Source organism: Clostridium sp. AF28-12 (assembly GCF_003435225.1).
Classification (GTDB): domain Bacteria; phylum Bacillota; class Clostridia; order Lachnospirales; family Lachnospiraceae; genus Pilosibacter; species Pilosibacter fragilis.
Window position 1 is genome coordinate 122,563 of the sequence record NZ_QWGJ01000009.1, and the last position, 20,738, is coordinate 143,300.

Consider the following 20,738-nt stretch of genomic DNA (forward strand, 5'->3'; position numbering starts at 1 on the left):
GAGGGAGAGTTATGGCGGTAGTTCAGGCGGCACTTCTGGGGCTTACGGCAGTTTTGCTTGCGGCGCAGTTAAAACCGCTGAAGCCAGAGTACGCGGTGTACCTGGTTCTGGCGGCATCCATCGGAGTCGGATTTCTTGGTCTGGCAAGACTGGGTGTGCTTTTGGACACCCTGCGGGAGATAGGAAACGGGATCAGGATCCGGCATGTGTATCTGGCGGCGTTATTCAAGATGGCGGGAATCACATATATCGCAGAGTTCACGTCGGGGATCTGCAAGGATGCCGGATACTCTGCGGTGGGGACCCAGGTGGAGATGGTTGGGAAGCTGGCGATCCTCGCGGTGAGCGCGCCGGTGGTGCTGTCGCTGGTGGAGACATTGAAGGTGTTTATGGAATGAGATGGAAGAGAAATGTATTTCTGATGCTGGGGCTTGTTATGGGGATATTCTGGGGAATCAGACAGAGTGAGGTTACAGCTTTTGCCGCAGAGCAGACCGGTTTCAGACAGAAAACGGGGCGGCAGGCTGGATTGTGGACAATTCCGATGCCAACAGCGGAAACAGTGGATTTCGGGCAGAGAGCGGAACCGCAGCAGGATGATGAGATAGCAGATATTGACGTTACAGAAATCCAGGAGTATTTAGACCAGATCGGCGGTGATGATACAGCGGGACTTACATTCCGGGACTTAATGGACATGATCCGGAAAGGTGATGCGGAGAACGTCTTCTTATATGGAAAGGACAGGATCGTCTCCGCACTGTTCTCGGAGATCCGGACAAACACCTCGTTTTTAGCGGAAATCCTGATCCTGTCCCTGTGCGGGGCGGCATGTTCCGGCTTTTTCGGAATTTTCGGTTCCAGCCAGCTGTCGGAGACGGGGGCCTACGTGATCTGTATCTGCGTGCAGACATTCCTGGCGGCGAGCTTTTTTGCCAGTATTCGCATCGCAGAGGAGACCACAGGGGATATCTTAGGGTTCATGAAGGTTCTGCTCCCGGCATATTTCCTTGCAGTGACTATGGCGGGTGGGGCGGTGACATCGGCATCGGTCTGCGGATTCACGCTGGGGGCCATTGGCGTGATCCAGGCGGTGGTTTCGGGATTCCTTTTGCCGATCATGAAGCTCTACATGGTGCTCTCCCTGGTGGGAAATCTGTTCCGGGAAGAAATGTTCTCGGTGATGACGGAGTTCCTGGGAAAAGTCGTGGGGTGGACCGTGAAGACCATGTTCGGTATCGTTGTGGGATTTCACCTGATCCAGGGGCTGGTTCTGCCCCAGGCGGATGCCATGAAAAACGCGGCGGTCGTGCGGACCATCGAGGCGGTTCCGGGAATCGGCGCAGGGGCCGGGGCGATGTCAAATCTTCTGATGGGATCGGCGGTTCTCATAAAGAACACGGCGGGTGCCGCGGCGGTGGCGGTCCTGATCTTTCTGGCGTCGGTACCTATGGTGAAGCTGGCGGTGCTCATGGCGCTCTACTATCTGGCAGCGGCTGTGATGCAGCCTGTATGTGATAAGCGGCTGGCTGCATGTATGGCGCAGAATGCCGTGGGGCATGGGATGTTACTCGAAATCGTCGGGTATTCGCTGGCGTTGTTTGCGGTGACCATCGCAGTGATCAGTTATTCTACGAATGCGGTGTACTATGCGGGATGAGTTATTGTCACACTGCATATTATCAAGGTGGCTGTGCAAAATGTGAACAGCAGCGGAGAAGTGGAGGAGCGGCATGAAAGCGATTGAAAACTGGGTAAAAGACATCGTTTTTTACATGATCTTCGTGACCATGGTCATGAATCTTCTGCCGGATCCGAAATACGAAAAGTACTTGCGGCTGTTTGCCGGGGCGGTTATGATCCTGCTGGCTTTTGGGCCGCTTGCACGGATCACGGGGATGGAGACAGCGATAGCGGGCATGTTTGAGAAGATCATCTTTGAGGACGATGTGCGGACGCTGAAGGAGGAACTTGGAGCCGTGGATGAGAGGCGGATCGCAGGATTTTATGAGCGGTACCGGGCGGCGGTGGAGTCTGATATCCGGACTATGGCAGAGAGTGATGGGCTGGAATGCGTGAGCGTATCGGCCCGGGTGGCGGATGCCGGGAATCTCAGCCATGTGAAGTTAGTGGTCCGGGGAGAGCAGAATCAGGCAGGAGCGGAGATCGCTTCGGTCAGAAGGAAGATAGGTGCTTATTATGGAGTGGAAGAACGGGACATTGAGGTCGATGTTGAAAGGGAATAAGGAGAAGGTGATTTTTCTATTCTGTTCCGGGCTGCTGCTGTTTGTGATCTCACTGCCGAATGGGAAGACAACGGATTCCGGATTGAGAACTGGAACGGTGGAGGTGATTGCGGATGTCAGCGGGGACGATGAGAGCACTGCGTTGGAAGATACCGGGGAGGAAGCTGCGGCGAAGGAGGAGAGTGGTTCTTACGAGGAGAAGTTGGAGCGGAGGATCCGGGAATTATTAAAGAGTGTGGATGGCGTCGGGGAGGCGGATGTGATGGTGGTGTTGAAATCTTCGGAGGAGAGGATCTGGCATGTGGATAAGAGCAGCACGTCCTCAGTGACGGAGGAGAGTGGGAGCAGCTCCGGGAGTTCACGGGTCATAAGGGAGGAGAACCAGTCGGAGAGCACGGTGCTTGACGGGAAGAGCCAGTCACCGGTGATGGAGAAGGAAGTGAAACCGGAGATCTCCGGTGTAGTCATCAGCGCGGACGGCGGCGGAAGTGCGGTGATCCGGGCGGAGATCTCGGAGGCGATGGAGGCGCTTTTAGGACTTCCGGCGAATAAGATCAAGGTGATGAAGCGGGCGGTGAAATAAAGGCAGTGGATTGCAGAGTATCGGCAAAAATGGGTTCTGTTTTTTACAGAGGAGAGAATTACAGCGGTATATTTCAAGCCTGGAATCATAGAATGGAAGTATGAAAGTATGGGAAAGAAGGAGTTTTGCGATGAAACGGATCTTCAGAAGAAATCAGATCATTATCACGACGCTGGCGGTCATGATCGCGGCAGCGGGATACCTGAATTACTCGTCGAAGAAGGAAGTGGCGGGGGCAGAGGTGTACGAGGCGGGGATGATGGATATTTCCGATTCGGACATTCTGGCGGAGAATCAGGCGAAGAATGGGGTGGATGATGGAAAGCTCAAGGAAATTGCGAGTCTTGACGGGGATGGAGAGGAACTTCTGCCCGATGGAAATGAGGTGGCGGCGATGCCTGAGAGTGCGGAATCTGCTGGTGCAGAAGTTTCCGGGCAGGAGACAGCGGCTGCGGGAATCGAGAATCCGGGCGAGGCGGTGCTCACCGGCGGAACAGGGATCTCCGAGTACATAGCTGGCGTCCAACTTGGCAGGGAGCAGATCCGGGCAAAGAATAAGGAAACTCTGATGCAGATCATCAACAGTGACCAGATCTCGGAGGAGGAGAAGCAGACGGCGATCCAGAACCTCATCGGGATGACGGAGATCTCGGAAAAGGAGAACGCGGCGGAGACGCTTTTAAAGGCAAAAGGCTTTGTGGACCCGGTGGTCAGCATCACGGACGGGAAGGTGGACGTCGTGGTGAACGCGGCATCGCTCTCGGATCAAGAGCGGGCGCAGATCGAGGATATCGTGAAGAGGAAGACGGAGATCGGGGCGGACGGGATCGTGATCACGCTGCTGGATGTGGATGAGTGATAAGGACGATGGTGCCGGAATATTGGCGTAAAGTGGTATGGTTCCCGGTATCTCTGGCGGCAGGCGCAAAGTGTGATAAAAAGAACTATGCAAAGAGAGGAGAAAATGGTATAATAACTGTATCTTTGATATACAGGAGGTAATTGTTGTGGCAGCGGAAACAGAGAGAAGCAGTCATAAGGTTTATGAAAAGGACAAAATTGGAGAAGTCCAGATTGCGGATGAAGTCGTGGCAATTATTGCCGGCCTGGCAGCAACTGAGGTTGACGGCGTGGATTCCATGGCGGGAAATATTACGAACGAGCTGGTTGGAAAGCTTGGAATGAAGAACCTTTCCAAAGGCGTTAAGGTGGAAGTTACGGAGGAGCATGTAAGCGTGAATATGGCTCTGAATCTGAAATATGGATATAGTATTCCGGACGTCTGCGAGAAGGTGCAGGAGAAGGTTAAGAACGCGATCGAGAACATGACGGGGCTTACGGTGCTTGATGTGAATATTAAGATTGCCGGGGTCAGCCTGGAAGAAAAGTAAAGATTGTGACTGCGTAAGGGCAGGATTCCCGGGAAACCTGGAGTCCTGCCCTTTTTGGCGAACTTATTTTATCTCGATTGTGTAGTTATAGCTGTAGGTATGGACGTAAAGTGTATTATCCTGGTATACGAGGAGATCAGGCTGTTTTTTTAGGGTCAGTCGGGAGAGAACCTCGCCGGTGTGGAGATCGAGCTGATAGAGGTAGTCGTCCTCGGAGGTGAAGCCGTATCCGCAGATGATCACATTGTTTTTTACGATAAAGTTCATGGAATTACAGGTCTGGTCAGCGCTTCTCCAGAGGAGTTTGTTATTTTCCAGATCATAGGCGAACATGAAACAGGTATCCGGCTGGGCGTAGCCGTTTGTCACGCTGGCTCCGTAGAAGATTCCGTCCCTCAGACAGGCATTATTTCCGTTGATGTACCATTTGTCGGTGGGATAGGTTAAGACATACAGGCAGTTTCCGGTACCGTTCTCAAAAATATAAAGCTCTTCGCCGGACCAGAGGTACTGGTAGTTGTCATCATAAAAGCTGTTCCAGTCGGTGCCGATCATTGGGAGGGATAATCCTTTCCTGTCGTACCATTCGTTTGCAAAATCGATACCGTTTTCTTCTTCGGATACGATTTTTAAATCAAAAGGAGCGGCGGCATCACCGGTGGGATGTGTCTCCCTGGCTGTGGACAGGTCGATGGTAATGTATTTTGTCTCAGAAGCCGTATTTTCGGTGTCAGTATTGGCAGCAGGGCTGGTTTCTGTTTTCATATCGGTTTCAGAGCTTTCTTCTGCCACTGTTTTCGTGTCAGATTCAGAGGTGCTTTCTGACTCTGTTTCCACTGCCGTTTTTAATTCGACTTCGGAAGTATGTACGGCTGTTTCTGTGGAGACTTCCTTCGAAATATTATTTTTATTGCCGCATCCGGTTAATAGCATGCACAGGATGATGAGCGGCAGGTATTTTACTTTGTTCATTGTATTATTTTCCTTTCTGAGGTAAGTTTGGAATTCTGAAGGGATCAGAAAGAGTATACCATACCACAAGGATAAAAGAAACATCTCTCACATAAGGACTTGTGAAAATATACATTTTCATGTATAATCGTAACTGTTCAGTAGGTCTGCGCACTTGCTGCGCTGACCGTAAGAAAACATAGGCTGGAAGGCAAAAATCCCATCAGCGAAGCTGATCTGGAATGGATTTTTGCACGTAACTATGAAGGTACTGAATAGTTACGTATAATCCTAAATTAGGAGTACTCTGTTCTGCACTCACATCTGCAGAAGCTGCAAAAGGCAGCTTTTTCGGAAGCATGGCTGCAAAAGAGCAGTTCAGAGATTGATAATCAGAGCAGCACGGACTGACGGAAAAGCCCGTCGGCCCGTTCAGATAAACGGAGGTAGAAAAGTGACCAGAAGGGAAGCCAGAGAACATTGTTTTAAAATGCTGTTCTGCCAGGATTTTTACCCGGCAGAGGAGAAGGAAGAGCAGTTAGAGAGATATTTTGAAGCGCCGAAGGAGGATGTGACCGGCGAAGACGGAAAAGATGAGATTCTTCATGATCCGTTTGAGAAAGAAGAGGACCGCGCATATCTCGAAAAACGCGTCGAGAAGATCATGGAACTGATCCCGGAGATCGATGAAAAGATCAACGAGATCGCGGAAGGCTGGAGAACAAGACGTATGGGTAAAGTTGAGCTTACGATTTTACGTCTTGCAGTGTTCGAGATGAAATATGATGAGGAGATCCCGGAGAAGGTTGCCATCAACGAAGCGGTTGAACTCGCAAAGAAATTCGGCGGAGATGAAGCTCCGGCATTTGTAAACGGTATCCTTGCAAAACTGATCCAGAAAGGCAATTAAACGATGGCAGGTGTTTACTCTGTTGCACAGGTAAATTCATACATCAAAAATATGTTTGCACAGGACTTCCTTCTTCGCCGCCTGTCGGTGAAGGGGGAAGTTTCCAACTGTAAGTATCACAGTTCCGGACATATCTATTTCACGCTGAAAGACGGCGGCGGAACACTTCAGGCTGTCATGTTTGCAAGCCAGCGCCGCGGCCTCAACTTTAAGCTTGCCGAGGGACAGCAGGTTGTTGTAAAAGGAACTGTGGATGTCTACGAGCGGGACGGAAAATACCAGCTCTACGCGTCAGAAATCGAACTTTCCGGGCGCGGAGACCTGTATCTGAGATTTGAAAAACTCTTAAAAGAGCTGGAAGAGATGGGGATGTTTGACCCGCAGTATAAGCGGCCGATCCCGCGGTTCGCAAAGACCGTGGGAATCGTCACAGCGCCCACGGGAGCTGCGATCCGGGATATCATGAATATCTCCCACAGACGGAATCCATATGTCCAGCTGATCCTCTACCCGGCCCTGGTTCAGGGAGACGGCGCAAAGGACAGCATCGTAAAAGGAATCCGGACGCTTGATGCGATGGGACTGGATGTCCTGATTGTCGGGCGCGGCGGCGGTTCGATCGAAGACCTTTGGGCCTTCAACGAGGAGGAAGTCGCCAGAGCGATCTTCGCATGCAATACGCCGGTGATCTCCGCAGTCGGTCACGAGACCGATGTGACGATCGCGGATTACGCGGCAGATCTTCGGGCACCGACTCCGTCAGCGGCGGCAGAGCTTGCGGTATTTGATTATTTCCAGTTCCGGATGGATCTGAATGCGAGAAAACAGCGCCTGATGAAGGAGATGGGTACAAGTCTTGAGCGGGCTAAAAGCAGGTTAAAGCATGATGAGCTGACATTGCGGTTTTATGACCCGAAGAGCCAGCTGAATGAGAAGAAAAAACGGCTGGCGGACGCGGAAGATACACTTTTACGTCTGATCGCAGAGCGGCAGCAGGAGACGAGACGTGATCTGCAGAATGCGGAGACACTGCTCAGAAGATCCATGGCGGACCGGCTTGCGGCTGATAAGAGAAATCTTGCGGTGAAGAGTGAACGTCTGTGGGGACTGTCCCCGTTAAAGAAGATCAGCGGCGGATTCGGATTTATCACGGACGGGGATGGCAAACGTCTGGAGACTGTGGAACAGGCGGAAGCCGGAAAACGGATCACGGTCCGGGTGAAGGACGGTCGAATCGGGGCTGTTGTAGATCATGTTGAGAAGTATCGGTAGGAATCCACCACAGAATATTATCTATCGCACCAATTTTCACGAATAATTAAACAATAATTCAAGTAGGAAAATAGAACGATACGGCAGGATATGCTGCCACAGTGAGGAATCATATGGATGACGAGACAAGAAAACAGATGAATGTCGAGGAGACATTTGCGGCTCTCGACCGGATCATCGGAAAGCTGGAAAAGGGAGACGGATCTCTGGAGGACGCTTTCGCTGATTATGAAGAGGGCATGAAGCTTGTAAAGAGCTGTAACGAAAAAATTGAGACGATCGAAAAAAAGATCCTTGTTTTGAGTGGAGATCAAACGGAGGAAAAGGAAAATGGCGGACAATTTTAAGGAAAGGTTCAGTCAGGCGGTCAAGGAGACTGAGACAGTCGTATATTCATATTTGCCGGGGGAGACCGGACATCAGAGGACGATCTTTGAGGCAATGAATTACAGTGTAAAAGCAGGTGGAAAGCGCTTAAGGCCGCTTCTCATGCGGGAAGTGTACCGTCTGTTCGGCGGAAACGGTCCGGAGATCGAGCCGTTCATGGCGGCCATGGAGATGATCCACACCTCGTCCCTGATCCATGACGATCTGCCGTGCATGGATAACGACGAATACCGCCGCGGAAAACTCACTACCTGGAAAGCCTACGGCTATGATATGGCAGTGCTGGCGGGTGATGCGCTGATGATCTACGCGTTCGAGACTGCGTCAAAGGCCTTTTCCATGGGCGCTGATCCGGCAAAAGTCGGCCGCGCCATCGGGATCCTCGCAGAAAAGACCGGAATCTATGGCATGATCGGCGGACAGACCGTCGATGTGGAGCTCACCGGAAAGGCGGTTCCGAGAGAAAAACTTGATTTCATCTACCGGTTAAAGACCGGTGCTCTCCTCGAGGCCTCTATGATGATCGGTGCAGTTCTTGCGGGCGCGACCGTGGAAGAGATCAAAGAGGTGGAAACGATGGCCTCCGAGGTCGGTCTCGCGTTCCAGATTCAGGACGATATCCTCGATGTGACGAGCACTCAGGAAGAGCTTGGAAAGCCGGTTCTGAGCGATGAAAAGAACGAAAAGACCACTTATGTGACCTTAGAAGGCCTTGAAAAGGCAAAACGGGATGTAAAGGAAATTTCTGACCGGGCAGCAGGAAGACTTGCGGGACTGCCGGGAAAAAATGAATTTCTGTACAATATTATTGAAATGCTCGTGAATAGGAAAAACTAATCACTATATAAAATATGTAAGGGAGTAGTCTGGAAACATGCTGCTTGATCATATAAAACAGTCTTCGGACATCAAAAAACTGAAAGAAGACCAGTATCCAGAGCTTGCGCGGGAGATCCGCCAGTTCCTGATTGAAAAAATAAGTAAAACAGGCGGTCATCTCGCTTCAAACCTCGGGGTTGTGGAACTTACGATGGCGCTGCATCTGGCGTTCGACCTTCCAAAGGATAAAATCGTCTGGGATGTGGGCCATCAGGCCTACACCCACAAGCTTTTAAGCGGAAGAAAAGCCGGTTTTGATGACCTGCGCCAGTTTGGCGGAATGAGCGGATTCCCGAAGAGAAAGGAAAGCCCTTACGATGCCTTCGACACAGGACACAGCTCCACCTCCATCTCTGCGGGTCTCGGTCTCGCCCAGGCGAGAGAGATCACAGAGGAAGATTATTCGGTGATTTCGGTCATCGGAGACGGTGCCCTGACCGGCGGAATGGCATATGAGGCATTGAACAACGCGGCCCAGATCAGAAAAAATTTTATTATTGTTCTGAATGACAATGAGATGTCCATTTCCAGGAACGTGGGCGGAATGTCGAAATATCTCAGCAGTGTCCGCACAAAAGAAGGATATGCGGAGCTAAAGCTCCGAGTGGAACGGACACTTTCCGCGATCCCTGTGATCGGAAGACCGCTGGCATGCGGTCTGTACCAGTTAAAGAACGGGATCAAACAGTTCCTTGTTCCGGGAATGTTATTTGAGGACATGGGGATCACGTATCTGGGGCCTGTGGACGGCCATAACGTTCAGGAAATGATCCGTGTATTTAAGGAGGCGAAGCGCGTCCAGCATGCGGTCTTAGTCCATGTTATCACGAAAAAGGGAAAAGGCTACAAGCCGGCGGAAGAAAATCCGGCGAGATTCCACGGTGTGGAACCATTCGATATCAAGACCGGAAATCCTTTAAAGAAAAAGGAGTTTCCGAGCTACACGGATGTATTCTCAGAGAAGATCTGCGAACTTGCCGGAAAGAATAAAAGAATTGTGGCTCTGACAGCAGCCATGCCGGACGGAACAGGACTCACGAAGTTTGCGAAGGAATTCCCAAAACGGTTCTTTGATGTGGGAATCGCGGAGGCCCATGAGGTGACATCGGCGGCAGGCATGGCGGCAGCGGGACTGAAGCCTGTAGTTGCGGTATATTCTTCTTTTTTACAGCGTGGCTATGACCAGGTGCTTCACGATGTCTGTATTCAGGATCTTCCGGTCCTGTTTGCCATCGACCGGGCCGGTCTTGTGGGAAGCGACGGGGAGACGCATCAGGGAATTTTTGATATTTCCTTCTTAAGTCTTGTGCCAGGAATGAACATCATGGCACCGAAAAACTGCTGGGAGCTTCAGGACATGCTGGAGTTCGGCGTGAATTTTGATGCGCCCCTTGCCATCCGTTATCCGAGAGGACAGGCGTACCGCGGACTGGAAGAATTCCGCGCTCCTGTCGAATATGGAAAGGCGGAGATGCTCTACGAGGAGTCAGAGATCGCACTTTTTGCCCTCGGCAGCATGGTGAGCACCGGCGAACACGTCCGGGAAAAATTAAAGGAAAAAGGACAGCCCTGTACCTTAGTGAACGCGAGATTTGTAAAGCCGCTCGATACGGATATGATCGATCGTCTCTGCAAGACGCATAAACTGATCGTCACCATGGAGGAGAATGTTCTCCGCGGCGGCATGGGCATGTATGTCACAAAATATATCCATGAAAAACACCCGGAGATCCGCGTGATCCAGATCGCGCTTCCGGATGCCTATGTAGAACACGGAAACGTTTCTGTGCTCAGGGAGATGCTTGGAATCAACAGCGATTCTGTGATCAGACGCATTGAGACGGAATTTTTAAACGAGAAGAGATAAGGAGCAAAGCCAATGAAAGAACGGTTGGATGTTCTGCTGGTAAAGAGAAATCTGGCGGAGTCCAGAGAGAAGGCGAAGGCGGTCATCATGTCCGGCATCGTCTATGTGGATGGACAGAAGGAAGACAAGGCGGGATCCATGTTCGACGAGACAGCGAACGTGGAGGTGCGCGGAACCACATTAAAATATGTGAGCCGCGGCGGACTGAAACTGGAGAAGGCCATGACACATTTCGGCGTGACATTAGAGGGAAAGATCTGTATGGACGTCGGAGCGTCCACGGGCGGATTTACGGACTGCATGCTTCAGAACGGGGCAGTGAAGGTTTATTCTGTGGATGTGGGGCATGGACAGCTGGCGTGGAAGCTCAGAAATGATGAGCGCGTGGTCTGCATGGAAAAGACAAATATCCGTTATGTGACTCCGGAGGAGATCCCGGACAGGATCCAGTTTGTATCCATTGACGTCTCCTTTATTTCTTTGACGAAGGTCCTGGGGCCGGTGAAGGCGCTCATGGAGCCGGACGGAGAGGTCGTATGCTTAATTAAGCCGCAGTTTGAGGCAGGGCGTGAGAAGGTCGGAAAGAAGGGGGTTGTCCGCGAAAAATCCGTCCATCTTGAGGTCATTGAGATGGTCGCCTCCTTTGCGGGCAGCATCGGTTTTGAGACCCTCCATCTGGAATTCTCCCCGATCAAGGGGCCGGAGGGAAATATCGAATATCTGCTCCATTTAAGAAACTGCACGGATGGAAGTACATTTGCGAACGACACCATCGGCGCTTCCGAGATCGTTGAAAAGGCACACGAGACACTGGATAAATAAGGCATAACAGGCATAATTTTATGAAGAAATTTTACATCGTTGCAAATCCTGACAAAGAGAATACGAAGAATATGCAGGCGGCTATTGAAAAGTACCTGAAAGCTCACGACGCGGGAGTTTCCGTGGGGAAAAGCGTGTCCGGACATGGAAATCCGTACACGGATCCGGAGGAGGTACCTGCGGATACCGAATGTGTCATCACGCTGGGCGGGGACGGAACCCTGATCCAGGCGGCAAGGGATCTTGCAGGGAGAAAACTTCCGATGATCGGTATCAATCTCGGCGGCCTCGGCTATCTTACCCAGACCGGCCGGGAAGGCGATGTAAAGGAGCTTCTGGATGCGCTTTTGGAGGACTGCTATGAACTTCAGGAACGCATGATGTTGAAGGGCTGTGTTTACCGGAACGCAAGGCCGGTGAAAGAGAGCATTGCGCTCAATGATATCGTCCTGACAAGGGACGGAGATCCACGGGTATTAAAGCTAAAGCTTTACGTGGACGGACAGTTCCTAAATGAATTCAGCGCTGACGGTATGATCGTTGCGACTCCTACGGGATCCACAGCGTACAATCTGTCGGCGGGGGGACCGATTGCCCAGCCGGACGGACAGCTGATGATCCTTACACCGATCTGCCCGCATACGCTGACGTCGAGAACGATCGTTTTCGGAGCGGATAGCCGGATCAGGATCGAGATCCCGGCAACAAACCGGGGCAGTCAGGTGGCGGCTTTTGACGGCGACACGTTAGTGCGGCTGGAAAATGGGGATTATATTGAGATCACAAAGGCAGAGACGGTGACAAGAGTTGTGAAGCTTGATCACCGGTCATTCCTTGATATTTTAAAGATGAAGATGTACGACGCGTGAATTTACAGCGGAATAGCGCTGCAGGACACGCAGGGCGGTGTGCGGATCACTTCAAAAGAAGTGAACTGGACACTGATACAGGACGAGATCAGAAAGGGGCAGCAGACATGAAGGTTGACAGACACAGTAAGATCGTGGAGCTGATCGGAAAATATCAGATCGAGACGCAGGAGGAGCTTGCGGAGTATCTGAAAAAGGCCGGATATCATGTGACACAGGCGACAGTATCGAGGGATATCCGTGAACTGAAGCTCACGAAAGCTCCTGGAAAAAATGGCCGCCAGTGCTATGCGGTCATGCAGCATCAGAAAGATTTTGGCGAGAAATATATCCGTATTTTCAGGGACTGCTATGTGTCCATGGACATGGCACAGAATATTCTTGTGATCAAGACGGTTTCCGGTATGGCGATGGCAGTCGCTGAGGCACTGGATGTGATCGGTTTTCATGAGATCGTCGGCTGCGTGGCCGGTGACAATACGATCATGTGTGCGGTGCGGACCGTGGATGATACGATCATTTTGATGGATAAGCTGAAGAAGATCGTGGAGGGAAAATAGGCTTTGGATCTTTTTGTCTAAGGCAGAATATTGTAGAAATATTGAGCCCTGCGGAGCAGAACCGGGATAATTACCAGGTTTTGCTTTGCAGGGTCTTTTTTAGGAAACAGAACGGAAAAAAGAGAACGACTGTTCGAAAAATGCTGGACAATCGAACACATGTGTGCTATACTCGTCTTACCAAATCGAACAAATGTTTTGTTTTTATAGAGGGAAAGCGAGGGAACAGGATGCTTGTTGGTTTACATGTTAAAAATCTTGCTCTGATCGAGCAGGCGGACGTGGAGTTTGGAAACGGTTTAAATATTCTGACCGGTGAGACCGGAGCCGGAAAGTCGATCATCATTGGCTCTGTTGCCTTGGCACTAGGCGCGAAAGCGTCAAGGGATATGATCAGACGTGGGGAAGAGTATGCGTATATTGAGCTTATCTTTTCGGTTGATGACGAGAAAAAACGGGAAGAATTAAAGAAAATGGATGTGTATCCGGATGAAGATGGTCTTTTGATCATCTCAAAAAAGATCACCCAGACGCGAAGTATCAGCCGGATCAATGACGAGACGGTGACGACGGCGCGCTTAAAAGCCGTAACTGGAAAGCTTCTCGATATCCATGGACAGCATGAACACCAGTCATTGCTTCATAAACAGAAGCATCTGGAGATCCTTGATGAATATTCCTGGAGAGAGACGGGAATGTTAAGACGAAATGTGGTGGAGAGTTACCGGAAATATCTGGAATTAAAGGGAAAACTCGACGGTTTCTCCCTGGATGAGGAGAGCCGGAAGAGAGAACTTGATTTTGTGAGATTCGAGATCGACGAGATCGAGAATGCGGCTTTGAAACCGGGGGAAGAGGAGGAGCTTGCGGCGAAATTCCGCAAATTCTCCCACGGTCAGAAGATTATGGAGAGTCTGCAGGGCGCGTATCAGGCTGTGGATGGGGATATGATCGGGCGCGCGTACCGCGAAGTGGAGAGCGTTGCGTCCTACGATGAGAGATTGTCCGGGATCGCGGAGGGACTTTCTGACGCGGAGAGTATCCTGGCGGATCTTGGCCGTTCGATCTCCGACTATATGGATGAGATGGAGTTTTCAGGGGAAGACTTTAAGCAGACGGAGGAGCGTCTGGATTTCGTTCGTGGAATTATGGCAAAATATGGAAACAGCGAGGAAGCTGTCTTAAATAGTCTGGAAGATAAGAAAAAACGGCTTGCGGAACTGGAAAACTATGCGGAACTGGCGTTTGCCGCAAAAGCCGGGTTTGAGGAACAGAAGCGGGTTCTGGGACTTCTCTGCGGACGGCTCTCGAAGGAGAGAGAAAAAGCGGCGAAGGTTCTGGAGAGCCGGATCACGGAGGAGCTTGAGGACCTGAACTTCCTTCATGTGGAATTTCGGGTGGATGTACACCAGACGGATCACTTTACGGCATCTGGCTCCGATGAGGTGGAGTTTTTGATCTCCACAAATCCGGGAAGTATTCCGCCAAGGCCGCTGGGGGAAGTTGCTTCCGGCGGCGAACTCTCAAGAATCATGCTGGCGATCAAGACGGTCCTCGCGGATACGGACGATATTCCGACCCTGATATTCGATGAGATTGATACCGGTATCAGTGGACGGACGGCTCAGAAGGTATCGGAGCGCCTGTCCTATATCGGGAGAAAGCATCAGGTGCTTTGCATTACCCATCTCCCGCAGATTGCGGCGATGGCTGATACGCACTTTGAAATCAAAAAATCTGTGGAGAACGGCGTGACCGCAACGAAGATCAGAAAGCTTACTGAGAATGACCAGGTGGATGAGCTTGCGAGACTCCTGGGCGGCGCGGAGATCACGGAGAAGGTAAGGGAAAACGCCGAGGAGATGAAACGGCTGGCGGGAGAGACGAAGAGTCGGCTGAATGCGGATGCAGAAGCGCAGAGCTTGAGAATGGATCCTGCAGTGGCAGATCCTTCAGAAACAGATTTTCCAGGTGATCTTCAGGCTGTTTCAGAGGCAGATCCCTCCGTGCTTCAGGCAGCGGGATGAATCGGTAGAATGAGAAAAAACTGACAGGGTGAAAACAGGAAAGCATCACATACTAGGAGAGGAGCAAAAAGCTGCCTCTCCTTCTTAATAATTATTTTTGCGGCAATTGCGCAAAGATGATCCGGAAAATATGATTGTCGGCCACGGTGAGTTTATCTGACGGCGGAGAATGACTGGGGAAAGTCAGATGAAACAGAATGGTCGTGGAACAAAATGGAAACGATAAAAAGGAAGCTGGCAGCTTCAAGAAACTGCGGCGTAGGCAAAACAGCCGTGCTGCGGATAAAGAATCATTAAAGGAGGAGCTGCCATGATGAAAAAAGAGTCGTTTCGACGGATCCTGATCCGGGTGTTCTGGATCTCTTTGATCTTCACGATCGGATTTTCCTGGGTATATATCCGGTACGCGGTGCCGGATCAGCTGAATCTGGTAGTCAATGAGGAAGAAGTCTTTCATTTTGCACTTCCTCCGGGAGTGACCTTTGAGAGTGACAGCGAGGAAGTTGTCCTAAAGAATGCCTCGGATATCCCGGAAGGAATGATCCGGATCGAGCGCCCAGACGCCATCTCCATGTACGGGAAAAACGAAGGAAGCTACCGGGTCGGGATGAAATTCCTGGGACTTATCCGAATGAAAGATATCCAGGTGGATGTGGTGGACGGATCTTACGCTATTCCCTGCGGAACGCCGGTGGGAATCTATTTAAAGTCCAGAGGTGTTATGGTGATCGGGACAGGGCAGGTTACAAACGATACAGGGAATGTGGTGGAACCGGCTTATGGAATTTTGAAATCCGGGGATTATATCCAGACTGTGGATGGAGAAGACCTGGAAGATAAGAATGACCTGGTGGACGCGGTGAGCACGTCGGGAGGAAAGACATTAGTTCTCGGGATCCGGCGGGACGGCCGGGAGATCGAGGTGGATATGACGCCGGTTCTCGCGGAGGACGGAAGCTATAAGCTTGGCGCCTGGGTCCGGGATGATACTCAGGGGATCGGGACAATGACTTATGTGGATATGAATGGAAATTTCGGTGCTCTGGGACACGGGATCAGTGACAGTGATACCGGGGATCTGGTGGATATTGAGGGCGGAGAGCTCTACGAGACCCAGATTTTGGGAATCGAAAAAGGCCAGACCGGAAAGCCGGGAGTCATGTCCGGAGTGATCTATTACGGAAAAGGGACGAAATTAGGCGAAGTGACGGAAAATACGACAGAAGGGATCTACGGAACCGTAAACCGCCATTTCCTGGATTCCATAAAAGCTGACGCGATCCCCATCGGCTTTCGCCAGGATATCCACAAAGGAACGGCGTACATCCGAAGCAACGTATCCGGGGAAGTAAAAGACTATGAGATCGAAATCCAGAAGGTGGATTACGGCAGCATTCAGAAAAATAAAGGTCTGGTTCTTCGTGTTGTAGATGAGGAACTTTTAAATTTGACAAGCGGCATTGTTCAAGGTATGAGCGGTTCACCAATTATCCAGGACGGCAAACTCATCGGTGCTGTGACCCATGTGTTTATCAACGATCCGACGAGGGGATATGGGATCTTTGTGGAGAATATGATTTCGCATTAAGAGATGTAACAAAACAGATATTTGGAAATTCCGGGCAGCGTAGGAGAAATGCACTGCCGCGGAATATGCTGACTCTTGTATGACCGTGAAAGGCTGCAGTAAACAGTTCCTGCGGATAAGTTACTGATTGGAACGGATCAGATCGCTGGAGCGGCCGGCGCGAAGAATATAGCTGTCCATGTCGTGACCGAGAAGTGCGCGGAGATCCTTTGAGAGTGCGATGACCTTTGTGATGTCGATTCCGGTCTCGATCCCTGATTCCTCGCACATGTGGAGCACGTCCTCTGTGGAGATATTTCCGGCTGCGCCAGGAACAAAGGGGCAGCCGCCAAGTCCGCCGAAGGAACTGTCAAACTGGGTCATTCCGGCTTCCAGAGCAGAGAGGATATTTGCCATCGCCATACCGCGGGTATTGTGAAAGTGGAGCCACCAGGAACACTCCGGGTAAGTCTGGCGCACATGGGAGTAGAGATCGTAGACTTGATTCGGAACAGCCATTCCGGACGCATCGGAGAGGGAAATTTCATTGATTCCTACGTTCAAGTATGCCTCGATGATCGCATCTACATCTTCAACGGGAGTTCTTCCTTCCCACGGGGAGGCAAACGGCATGGAGATGGAACCGGAGATTGCGATTCCGTTTTCCTTTGCTGCTTCCACACAGAAGGCGAATCCAGCGACGCTCTGTTCCGGCGTCATGTTCAGGTTCTTTAAGTTGTGCATACGGCTGGCGGACACATTTAATTTTACTTTTTTACATCTGCAGTCAATGGTACGGGTGATTCCGCGAAGATTCGGGATCAGGGCGCGGAGTTCCACGCCTGGAATATCGCCGATCGCTTTGTAGACTTCATCTGTGTTTGCCATCTGCGGAACAGCTTTCGAGTGCATGAAGGAGCCGACTTCGATAACTTTAAATCCGGCGTCGATGAGACCGAGAAGAAGAGCAACTTTCTGGCGGACGGTAAGCAGTGTCGCTTCGTTCTGAAGTCCGTCCCGGAGACCGACCTCGCATAAGGTGATGGAAGATGGTAATTTCATAATGGATCTCCTTTGTTTTCGATAAAATAATGATTCCGCATCCTGCTGGAAGTAGAAGGCGCGGGATGCGGATAAAAAGAGGGCAAAATGTCACAAAAAGTTATTTTCTACGGAAAAATATCATACCAATTATGAGCGGTACGATCATCATGGCAGCGCCGATGCCGATAGGAATAATCATGCCCATAGTTACTGCAAGCATTGGAACGATTGCAGGCATGGAACCGTAGACAGTCGCCCAGATTGAGTTTCCGACAGCTAATGTATCGGTAGCGTCAGTCTTTCCTTCCGGAACAACGCAACGAATTAGTGCAAGACCGGTAGGAACTGAACCAGTAGCTGCACCGAAGGAACCGCAGCATTTCTCAAACCAATTGGAACGATGCCACATCTTGCAGAAACTTAAAGTCCATACAGCGGTAAGAGCAACGATGACAGCACTGATGACAAGGATTGGAATAAATAATGCGGATACCATTTTTAAATCGATGGTTGCCATAGCGGATACAATGGTAATTTCAAGACCAAGACCAGAAATGGAGTTGATCGTTTTTCTGTCTACAAAGTCTCTTAATCTTGTGCGTTTAATTGGGGGACAAAAAAAGGTAATTGGAGGACAAAATGATATTTTTTCAGAAATAGAATGCTATTATTGAAAAAATATCTATAGAAGATGGAAGGTATTTTCTCGAATTCCTTATTCAGCCAAGCAATCTTAAAGTGTTGGCTATCAGAGGTATATATATTGGAACAGCGAACAGTCCTTGGAGAGGGACTATAAACACTACTACTATATAATACGAGTAGGATATTTTATGAAATACTATTGCAGAAATCAATTCATGATAAGAGTTGCGAGCTTGCCAGCTAAAATGTTTCAAGAATTTGCTGAGGTTGAACATCCAACGCTGCCTTATTTTAACAGTAGCGGATTTAACTGTAATTTGTTTAAAGAGGCAATTATAATTGCAAGTCCCGATCTGTTTAACAGCTTAGTCAACATGCCTAAAACAGAGAAAAAATTACGTAATATTGAACAAAGTATTATTAAGTATTCGATCAGATCCAGCACTCGTCCTACTCCATATGGAATGTTTGCCGGAGTTGCATTAGGCGAATTTGCGGATAAAAGTAAGCTTGTTTTTGACGAAAAAGAATATATTAGAGATATTCAGGTTGATGTGGAATGGTTATATTGTTTAATTCACATTTTGGAGCGTGATATAAATATATTAAATTCCCTGCAGGTTAGATTCAACCCATTGTGTTATTCATTTGGTAGCCGCATTGTTAATCCGTCATATACAAATCACGGAGAAAATGTGTTTCAAATCAGCAATGTTAATAAAGATATGCGGTATACGAAGTTGATTTCTCTCATTGAAGAGTTAGCCAGAAAATTGGTTCCATATTCTGAATTAAAACAAGTAATTCAGGAAAAATATCCGGATGTATCGAAAAAAAAGATTGATACAACATTAATGATGCTGTTGGAAAATGAATATTTGTATACCAATTTAAGGATTCCGCCTTATCATAATAATACTTTAGAGTATCTTTATAATATTATAAAGAGAATACCGGCTGCAGAAAAGTATACTCTGGTTATAAAAGAATTAATTAGATTATTTAATGAGTATAAGATGGAAGAAAGCAAAGTGGAAATTTTAGAGCAAATTTATGCTCTTATGGAATCCTTGGTGTGCAAGAAAAATTACATTGCTGTGAATAAGGGTTTGAAAATGAATGAAAATAACCTATCAGGTGCGGTAAAAAAGCAAGTCGAAAAGTTTGTTAATACGCTAAGTTTGATACCTGTCGCAGTCGGTGAAAGTACACATTTGGGTGCATTTAAAAGAGCTTTTATTGAAGCGTTTGGATATGGTGTTGAAGTAAATCTCAAGGATATTATTAATGTTAATGGTTTTAATGGATTACAGTATGTTGGGGTTTCTGAATATAATGTAAGTGCAAGAGAAAAAGAAATAAAAAATATTATAGATCAAAAAATTCAGACTGCTGTAAAATTAGGCAAAGAAAGTATTTCTTTAGCTAAAGAGGATTTTAGTAATATCTCTCAGAATGAGAATGATAACTGCCATGCAATATCATTTGATATTAATTTCTATGTTTCTCAAAAGTTCACGGATAATGGTCATGAAACCTGCAATTTAACAGTAGCACCAAATGGTGGGGCAATACAAGCTGGAGCAATGTTTCAAAGATTTTCATCGGTACTCGATGAACAACTGATGAATAACTATAATACCCTGTACAAAGAGGAAATTGATTTAACTAGTAATTATTACGAATTAGTAGAGATAAGAGAAAGCTTTAGTGCTGGACGATTGGGGAATTTAGTAAATACGAATAAAAACTATAATTATTGTGTTGTCTTAGATGGCTGCTCCGAAGAGAAGGAAGGGATACTTTCTGCATATGATTTAAGTATTGGCCTGTCGTTTCACGGAGAGCTGTATATATATTCGTCTAAATTAAAGAAACATATCAAGATCGTAACCGATAATATGGTAAATCCAGAATTAAATAGTCCACTTTTTAGATTGTTAAAGGATATTTCGGATGAATATGAAGATAAGCCATTATCTCGTATCTTTAATCTTACTAAGAATGAGTATATATATACTCCAAGAATCTTATTAGAAGGGGTAGTAATTTCTCCAAAAACTTGGAAGTTTAGTTTTCATAACGATAAGCTGGATTGCTTAGAGGAATTTCAAGAAGCTTTTACTCAGTTAGCAAATCAATATGAAATGGACGATTATATTTTAGTCTACCAAAAAGATAACCGTCTATTATTAAATAGAAAAAAGAAGTGGGGTGTAAAGTTAATCTATGCAATCGCCAGAAAGGACTCTTTTGTAAAAATAAGTGAAGTTCCCGAGGGAATGTTAAACTCGCAGGTTGTGTCAGATGGAAGAGATAATAAATACATGTCTGAAATAACGTTTTCATTTTTGTGCAAAGAAGGCAGGTACATTAATGAAAAAGAATTAAATACAAAGGTAGGTATAGAACGTTCTTTACAAGCAGATAACAAAAAATTTTATTTGGGTGAGAACGGCTGGATGTATTTAAAACTTTATGGAGCACGTAATAGGCAGAACATGATTTTAATAAAGTGTTTAAAAGAGTTGCTGGATGACATAGAATGTGAAAGATATTTTTTTTTACGATATGCAGATGATGCTCCGCATTTACGGCTCAGAATCAAATTTGATTCTGAAAATAAAATGTATAAATATATGCCGAGAGTTCTTACATGGATAAGGTTTTTACAAAACCCTGTGTGTTAGGATAGTTGTCAGTGAAAGATAATTACAT

Annotated in this window: 20 protein-coding genes; 17 read left to right on the plus strand and 3 right to left on the minus strand. The window is 48.3% G+C overall.

Features of this window, described 5'->3' with window-relative positions; genetic code table 11:
• Nucleotides 1-11: 11 nt before the first annotated feature.
• From DWY93_RS09645 to DWY93_RS09670, 6 genes are all read left to right on the plus strand, one after another.
• Nucleotides 12-398, plus strand: coding sequence for a SpoIIIAC/SpoIIIAD family protein (locus tag DWY93_RS09645; protein WP_015553755.1), 387 nt, complete (start codon nucleotides 12-14; stop codon nucleotides 396-398).
• The gene (locus tag DWY93_RS09650; protein WP_117470205.1) at nucleotides 395-1,660 is read left to right on the plus strand and encodes a stage III sporulation protein AE; all 1,266 of its coding nucleotides are present in this window, start codon (nucleotides 395-397) and stop codon (nucleotides 1,658-1,660) included. Before DWY93_RS09645 ends, DWY93_RS09650 begins: the two co-directional genes overlap by 4 nt.
• A 73-nt stretch (nucleotides 1,661-1,733) precedes the next feature.
• Nucleotides 1,734-2,246, plus strand: coding sequence for a stage III sporulation protein AF (locus DWY93_RS09655; protein WP_117470206.1), 513 nt, complete (start codon nucleotides 1,734-1,736; stop codon nucleotides 2,244-2,246).
• Entirely contained in the window at nucleotides 2,230-2,829 is a 600-nt protein-coding gene (locus tag DWY93_RS09660; RefSeq protein WP_242990580.1) for a stage III sporulation protein AG, read from the plus strand. Before DWY93_RS09655 ends, DWY93_RS09660 begins: the two co-directional genes overlap by 17 nt.
• Before the next feature lie 130 nt (nucleotides 2,830-2,959).
• A complete protein-coding gene (locus DWY93_RS09665; RefSeq protein ID WP_015553751.1) occupies nucleotides 2,960-3,688 on the plus strand; it encodes a SpoIIIAH-like family protein in 729 nt (242 codons plus the stop codon).
• Between the two features lie 148 nt (nucleotides 3,689-3,836).
• Nucleotides 3,837-4,220 (plus strand): Asp23/Gls24 family envelope stress response protein, encoded by a 384-nt coding sequence (locus DWY93_RS09670; RefSeq protein WP_117470208.1) that lies wholly within the window; start codon nucleotides 3,837-3,839, stop codon nucleotides 4,218-4,220.
• Between the two features lie 63 nt (nucleotides 4,221-4,283).
• On the opposite strand, the gene DWY93_RS09675 is transcribed toward DWY93_RS09670, so the two are convergent.
• Nucleotides 4,284-5,192, minus strand: coding sequence for a hypothetical protein (locus DWY93_RS09675; protein ID WP_117470209.1), 909 nt, complete (start codon nucleotides 5,190-5,192; stop codon nucleotides 4,284-4,286).
• Between the two features lie 433 nt (nucleotides 5,193-5,625).
• On the opposite strand from DWY93_RS09675, the gene nusB reads away from it, so the two are divergent.
• The 10 genes from nusB to spoIVB all read left to right on the plus strand — a co-directional run bounded on the left by nusB (nucleotide 5,626) and on the right by spoIVB (nucleotide 16,352).
• Entirely contained in the window at nucleotides 5,626-6,081 is a 456-nt protein-coding gene (nusB, locus tag DWY93_RS09680) for a transcription antitermination factor NusB (RefSeq protein WP_021905440.1), read from the plus strand.
• 3 nt (nucleotides 6,082-6,084) lie between these two features.
• Nucleotides 6,085-7,353 carry an exodeoxyribonuclease VII large subunit gene (xseA, locus tag DWY93_RS09685; protein WP_117470210.1) on the plus strand — a complete coding sequence of 423 codons (1,269 nt, stop codon included), beginning with the start codon at nucleotides 6,085-6,087 and terminating at the stop codon, nucleotides 7,351-7,353.
• A gap of 113 nt (nucleotides 7,354-7,466) precedes the next feature.
• Nucleotides 7,467-7,700: an exodeoxyribonuclease VII small subunit gene (xseB, locus tag DWY93_RS09690; RefSeq protein ID WP_015553747.1), complete on the plus strand. Its 234-nt coding sequence runs from the start codon at nucleotides 7,467-7,469 to the stop codon at nucleotides 7,698-7,700.
• Nucleotides 7,684-8,577, plus strand: a complete 894-nt coding sequence (locus DWY93_RS09695; RefSeq protein WP_117470211.1) for a polyprenyl synthetase family protein — start codon at nucleotides 7,684-7,686, stop codon at nucleotides 8,575-8,577. The genes xseB and DWY93_RS09695 overlap by 17 nt, the downstream gene beginning before the upstream one ends.
• 37 nt (nucleotides 8,578-8,614) lie before the next feature.
• Nucleotides 8,615-10,486 carry a 1-deoxy-D-xylulose-5-phosphate synthase gene (gene dxs / locus DWY93_RS09700; protein WP_117470212.1) on the plus strand — a complete coding sequence of 624 codons (1,872 nt, stop codon included), beginning with the start codon at nucleotides 8,615-8,617 and terminating at the stop codon, nucleotides 10,484-10,486.
• Between the two features lie 12 nt (nucleotides 10,487-10,498).
• Nucleotides 10,499-11,308, plus strand: a complete 810-nt coding sequence (locus DWY93_RS09705) for a TlyA family RNA methyltransferase (protein WP_117470213.1) — start codon at nucleotides 10,499-10,501, stop codon at nucleotides 11,306-11,308.
• A gap of 20 nt (nucleotides 11,309-11,328) precedes the next feature.
• Entirely contained in the window at nucleotides 11,329-12,177 is an 849-nt protein-coding gene (locus tag DWY93_RS09710; protein ID WP_117470214.1) for an NAD(+)/NADH kinase, read from the plus strand.
• 107 nt (nucleotides 12,178-12,284) lie between these two features.
• Nucleotides 12,285-12,737, plus strand: a complete 453-nt coding sequence (argR, locus tag DWY93_RS09715) for an arginine repressor (RefSeq protein ID WP_117470231.1) — start codon at nucleotides 12,285-12,287, stop codon at nucleotides 12,735-12,737.
• Between the two features lie 230 nt (nucleotides 12,738-12,967).
• Complete coding sequence (gene recN, locus DWY93_RS09720) at nucleotides 12,968-14,764, plus strand: DNA repair protein RecN (protein ID WP_242990581.1); 1,797 nt, start codon at nucleotides 12,968-12,970, stop codon at nucleotides 14,762-14,764.
• Nucleotides 14,765-15,074: 310 nt separating this feature from the next.
• Nucleotides 15,075-16,352 carry a SpoIVB peptidase gene (gene spoIVB / locus DWY93_RS09725; RefSeq protein ID WP_117470215.1) on the plus strand — a complete coding sequence of 426 codons (1,278 nt, stop codon included), beginning with the start codon at nucleotides 15,075-15,077 and terminating at the stop codon, nucleotides 16,350-16,352.
• 120 nt (nucleotides 16,353-16,472) lie between these two features.
• On the opposite strand, the gene DWY93_RS09730 is transcribed toward spoIVB, so the two are convergent.
• Nucleotides 16,473-17,393: a hydroxymethylglutaryl-CoA lyase gene (locus DWY93_RS09730; protein ID WP_117470216.1), complete on the minus strand. Its 921-nt coding sequence runs from the start codon at nucleotides 17,391-17,393 to the stop codon at nucleotides 16,473-16,475.
• Between the two features lie 100 nt (nucleotides 17,394-17,493).
• Nucleotides 17,494-17,892, minus strand: a complete 399-nt coding sequence (locus tag DWY93_RS16960) for a hypothetical protein (RefSeq protein WP_147324202.1) — start codon at nucleotides 17,890-17,892, stop codon at nucleotides 17,494-17,496.
• 343 nt (nucleotides 17,893-18,235) lie between these two features.
• Between DWY93_RS16960 and DWY93_RS09740 the strand changes: the two genes are divergently transcribed.
• A complete protein-coding gene (locus DWY93_RS09740; RefSeq protein WP_181968525.1) occupies nucleotides 18,236-20,710 on the plus strand; it encodes a lantibiotic dehydratase in 2,475 nt (824 codons plus the stop codon).
• The last annotated feature ends 28 nt before the right edge of the window (nucleotides 20,711-20,738 follow it).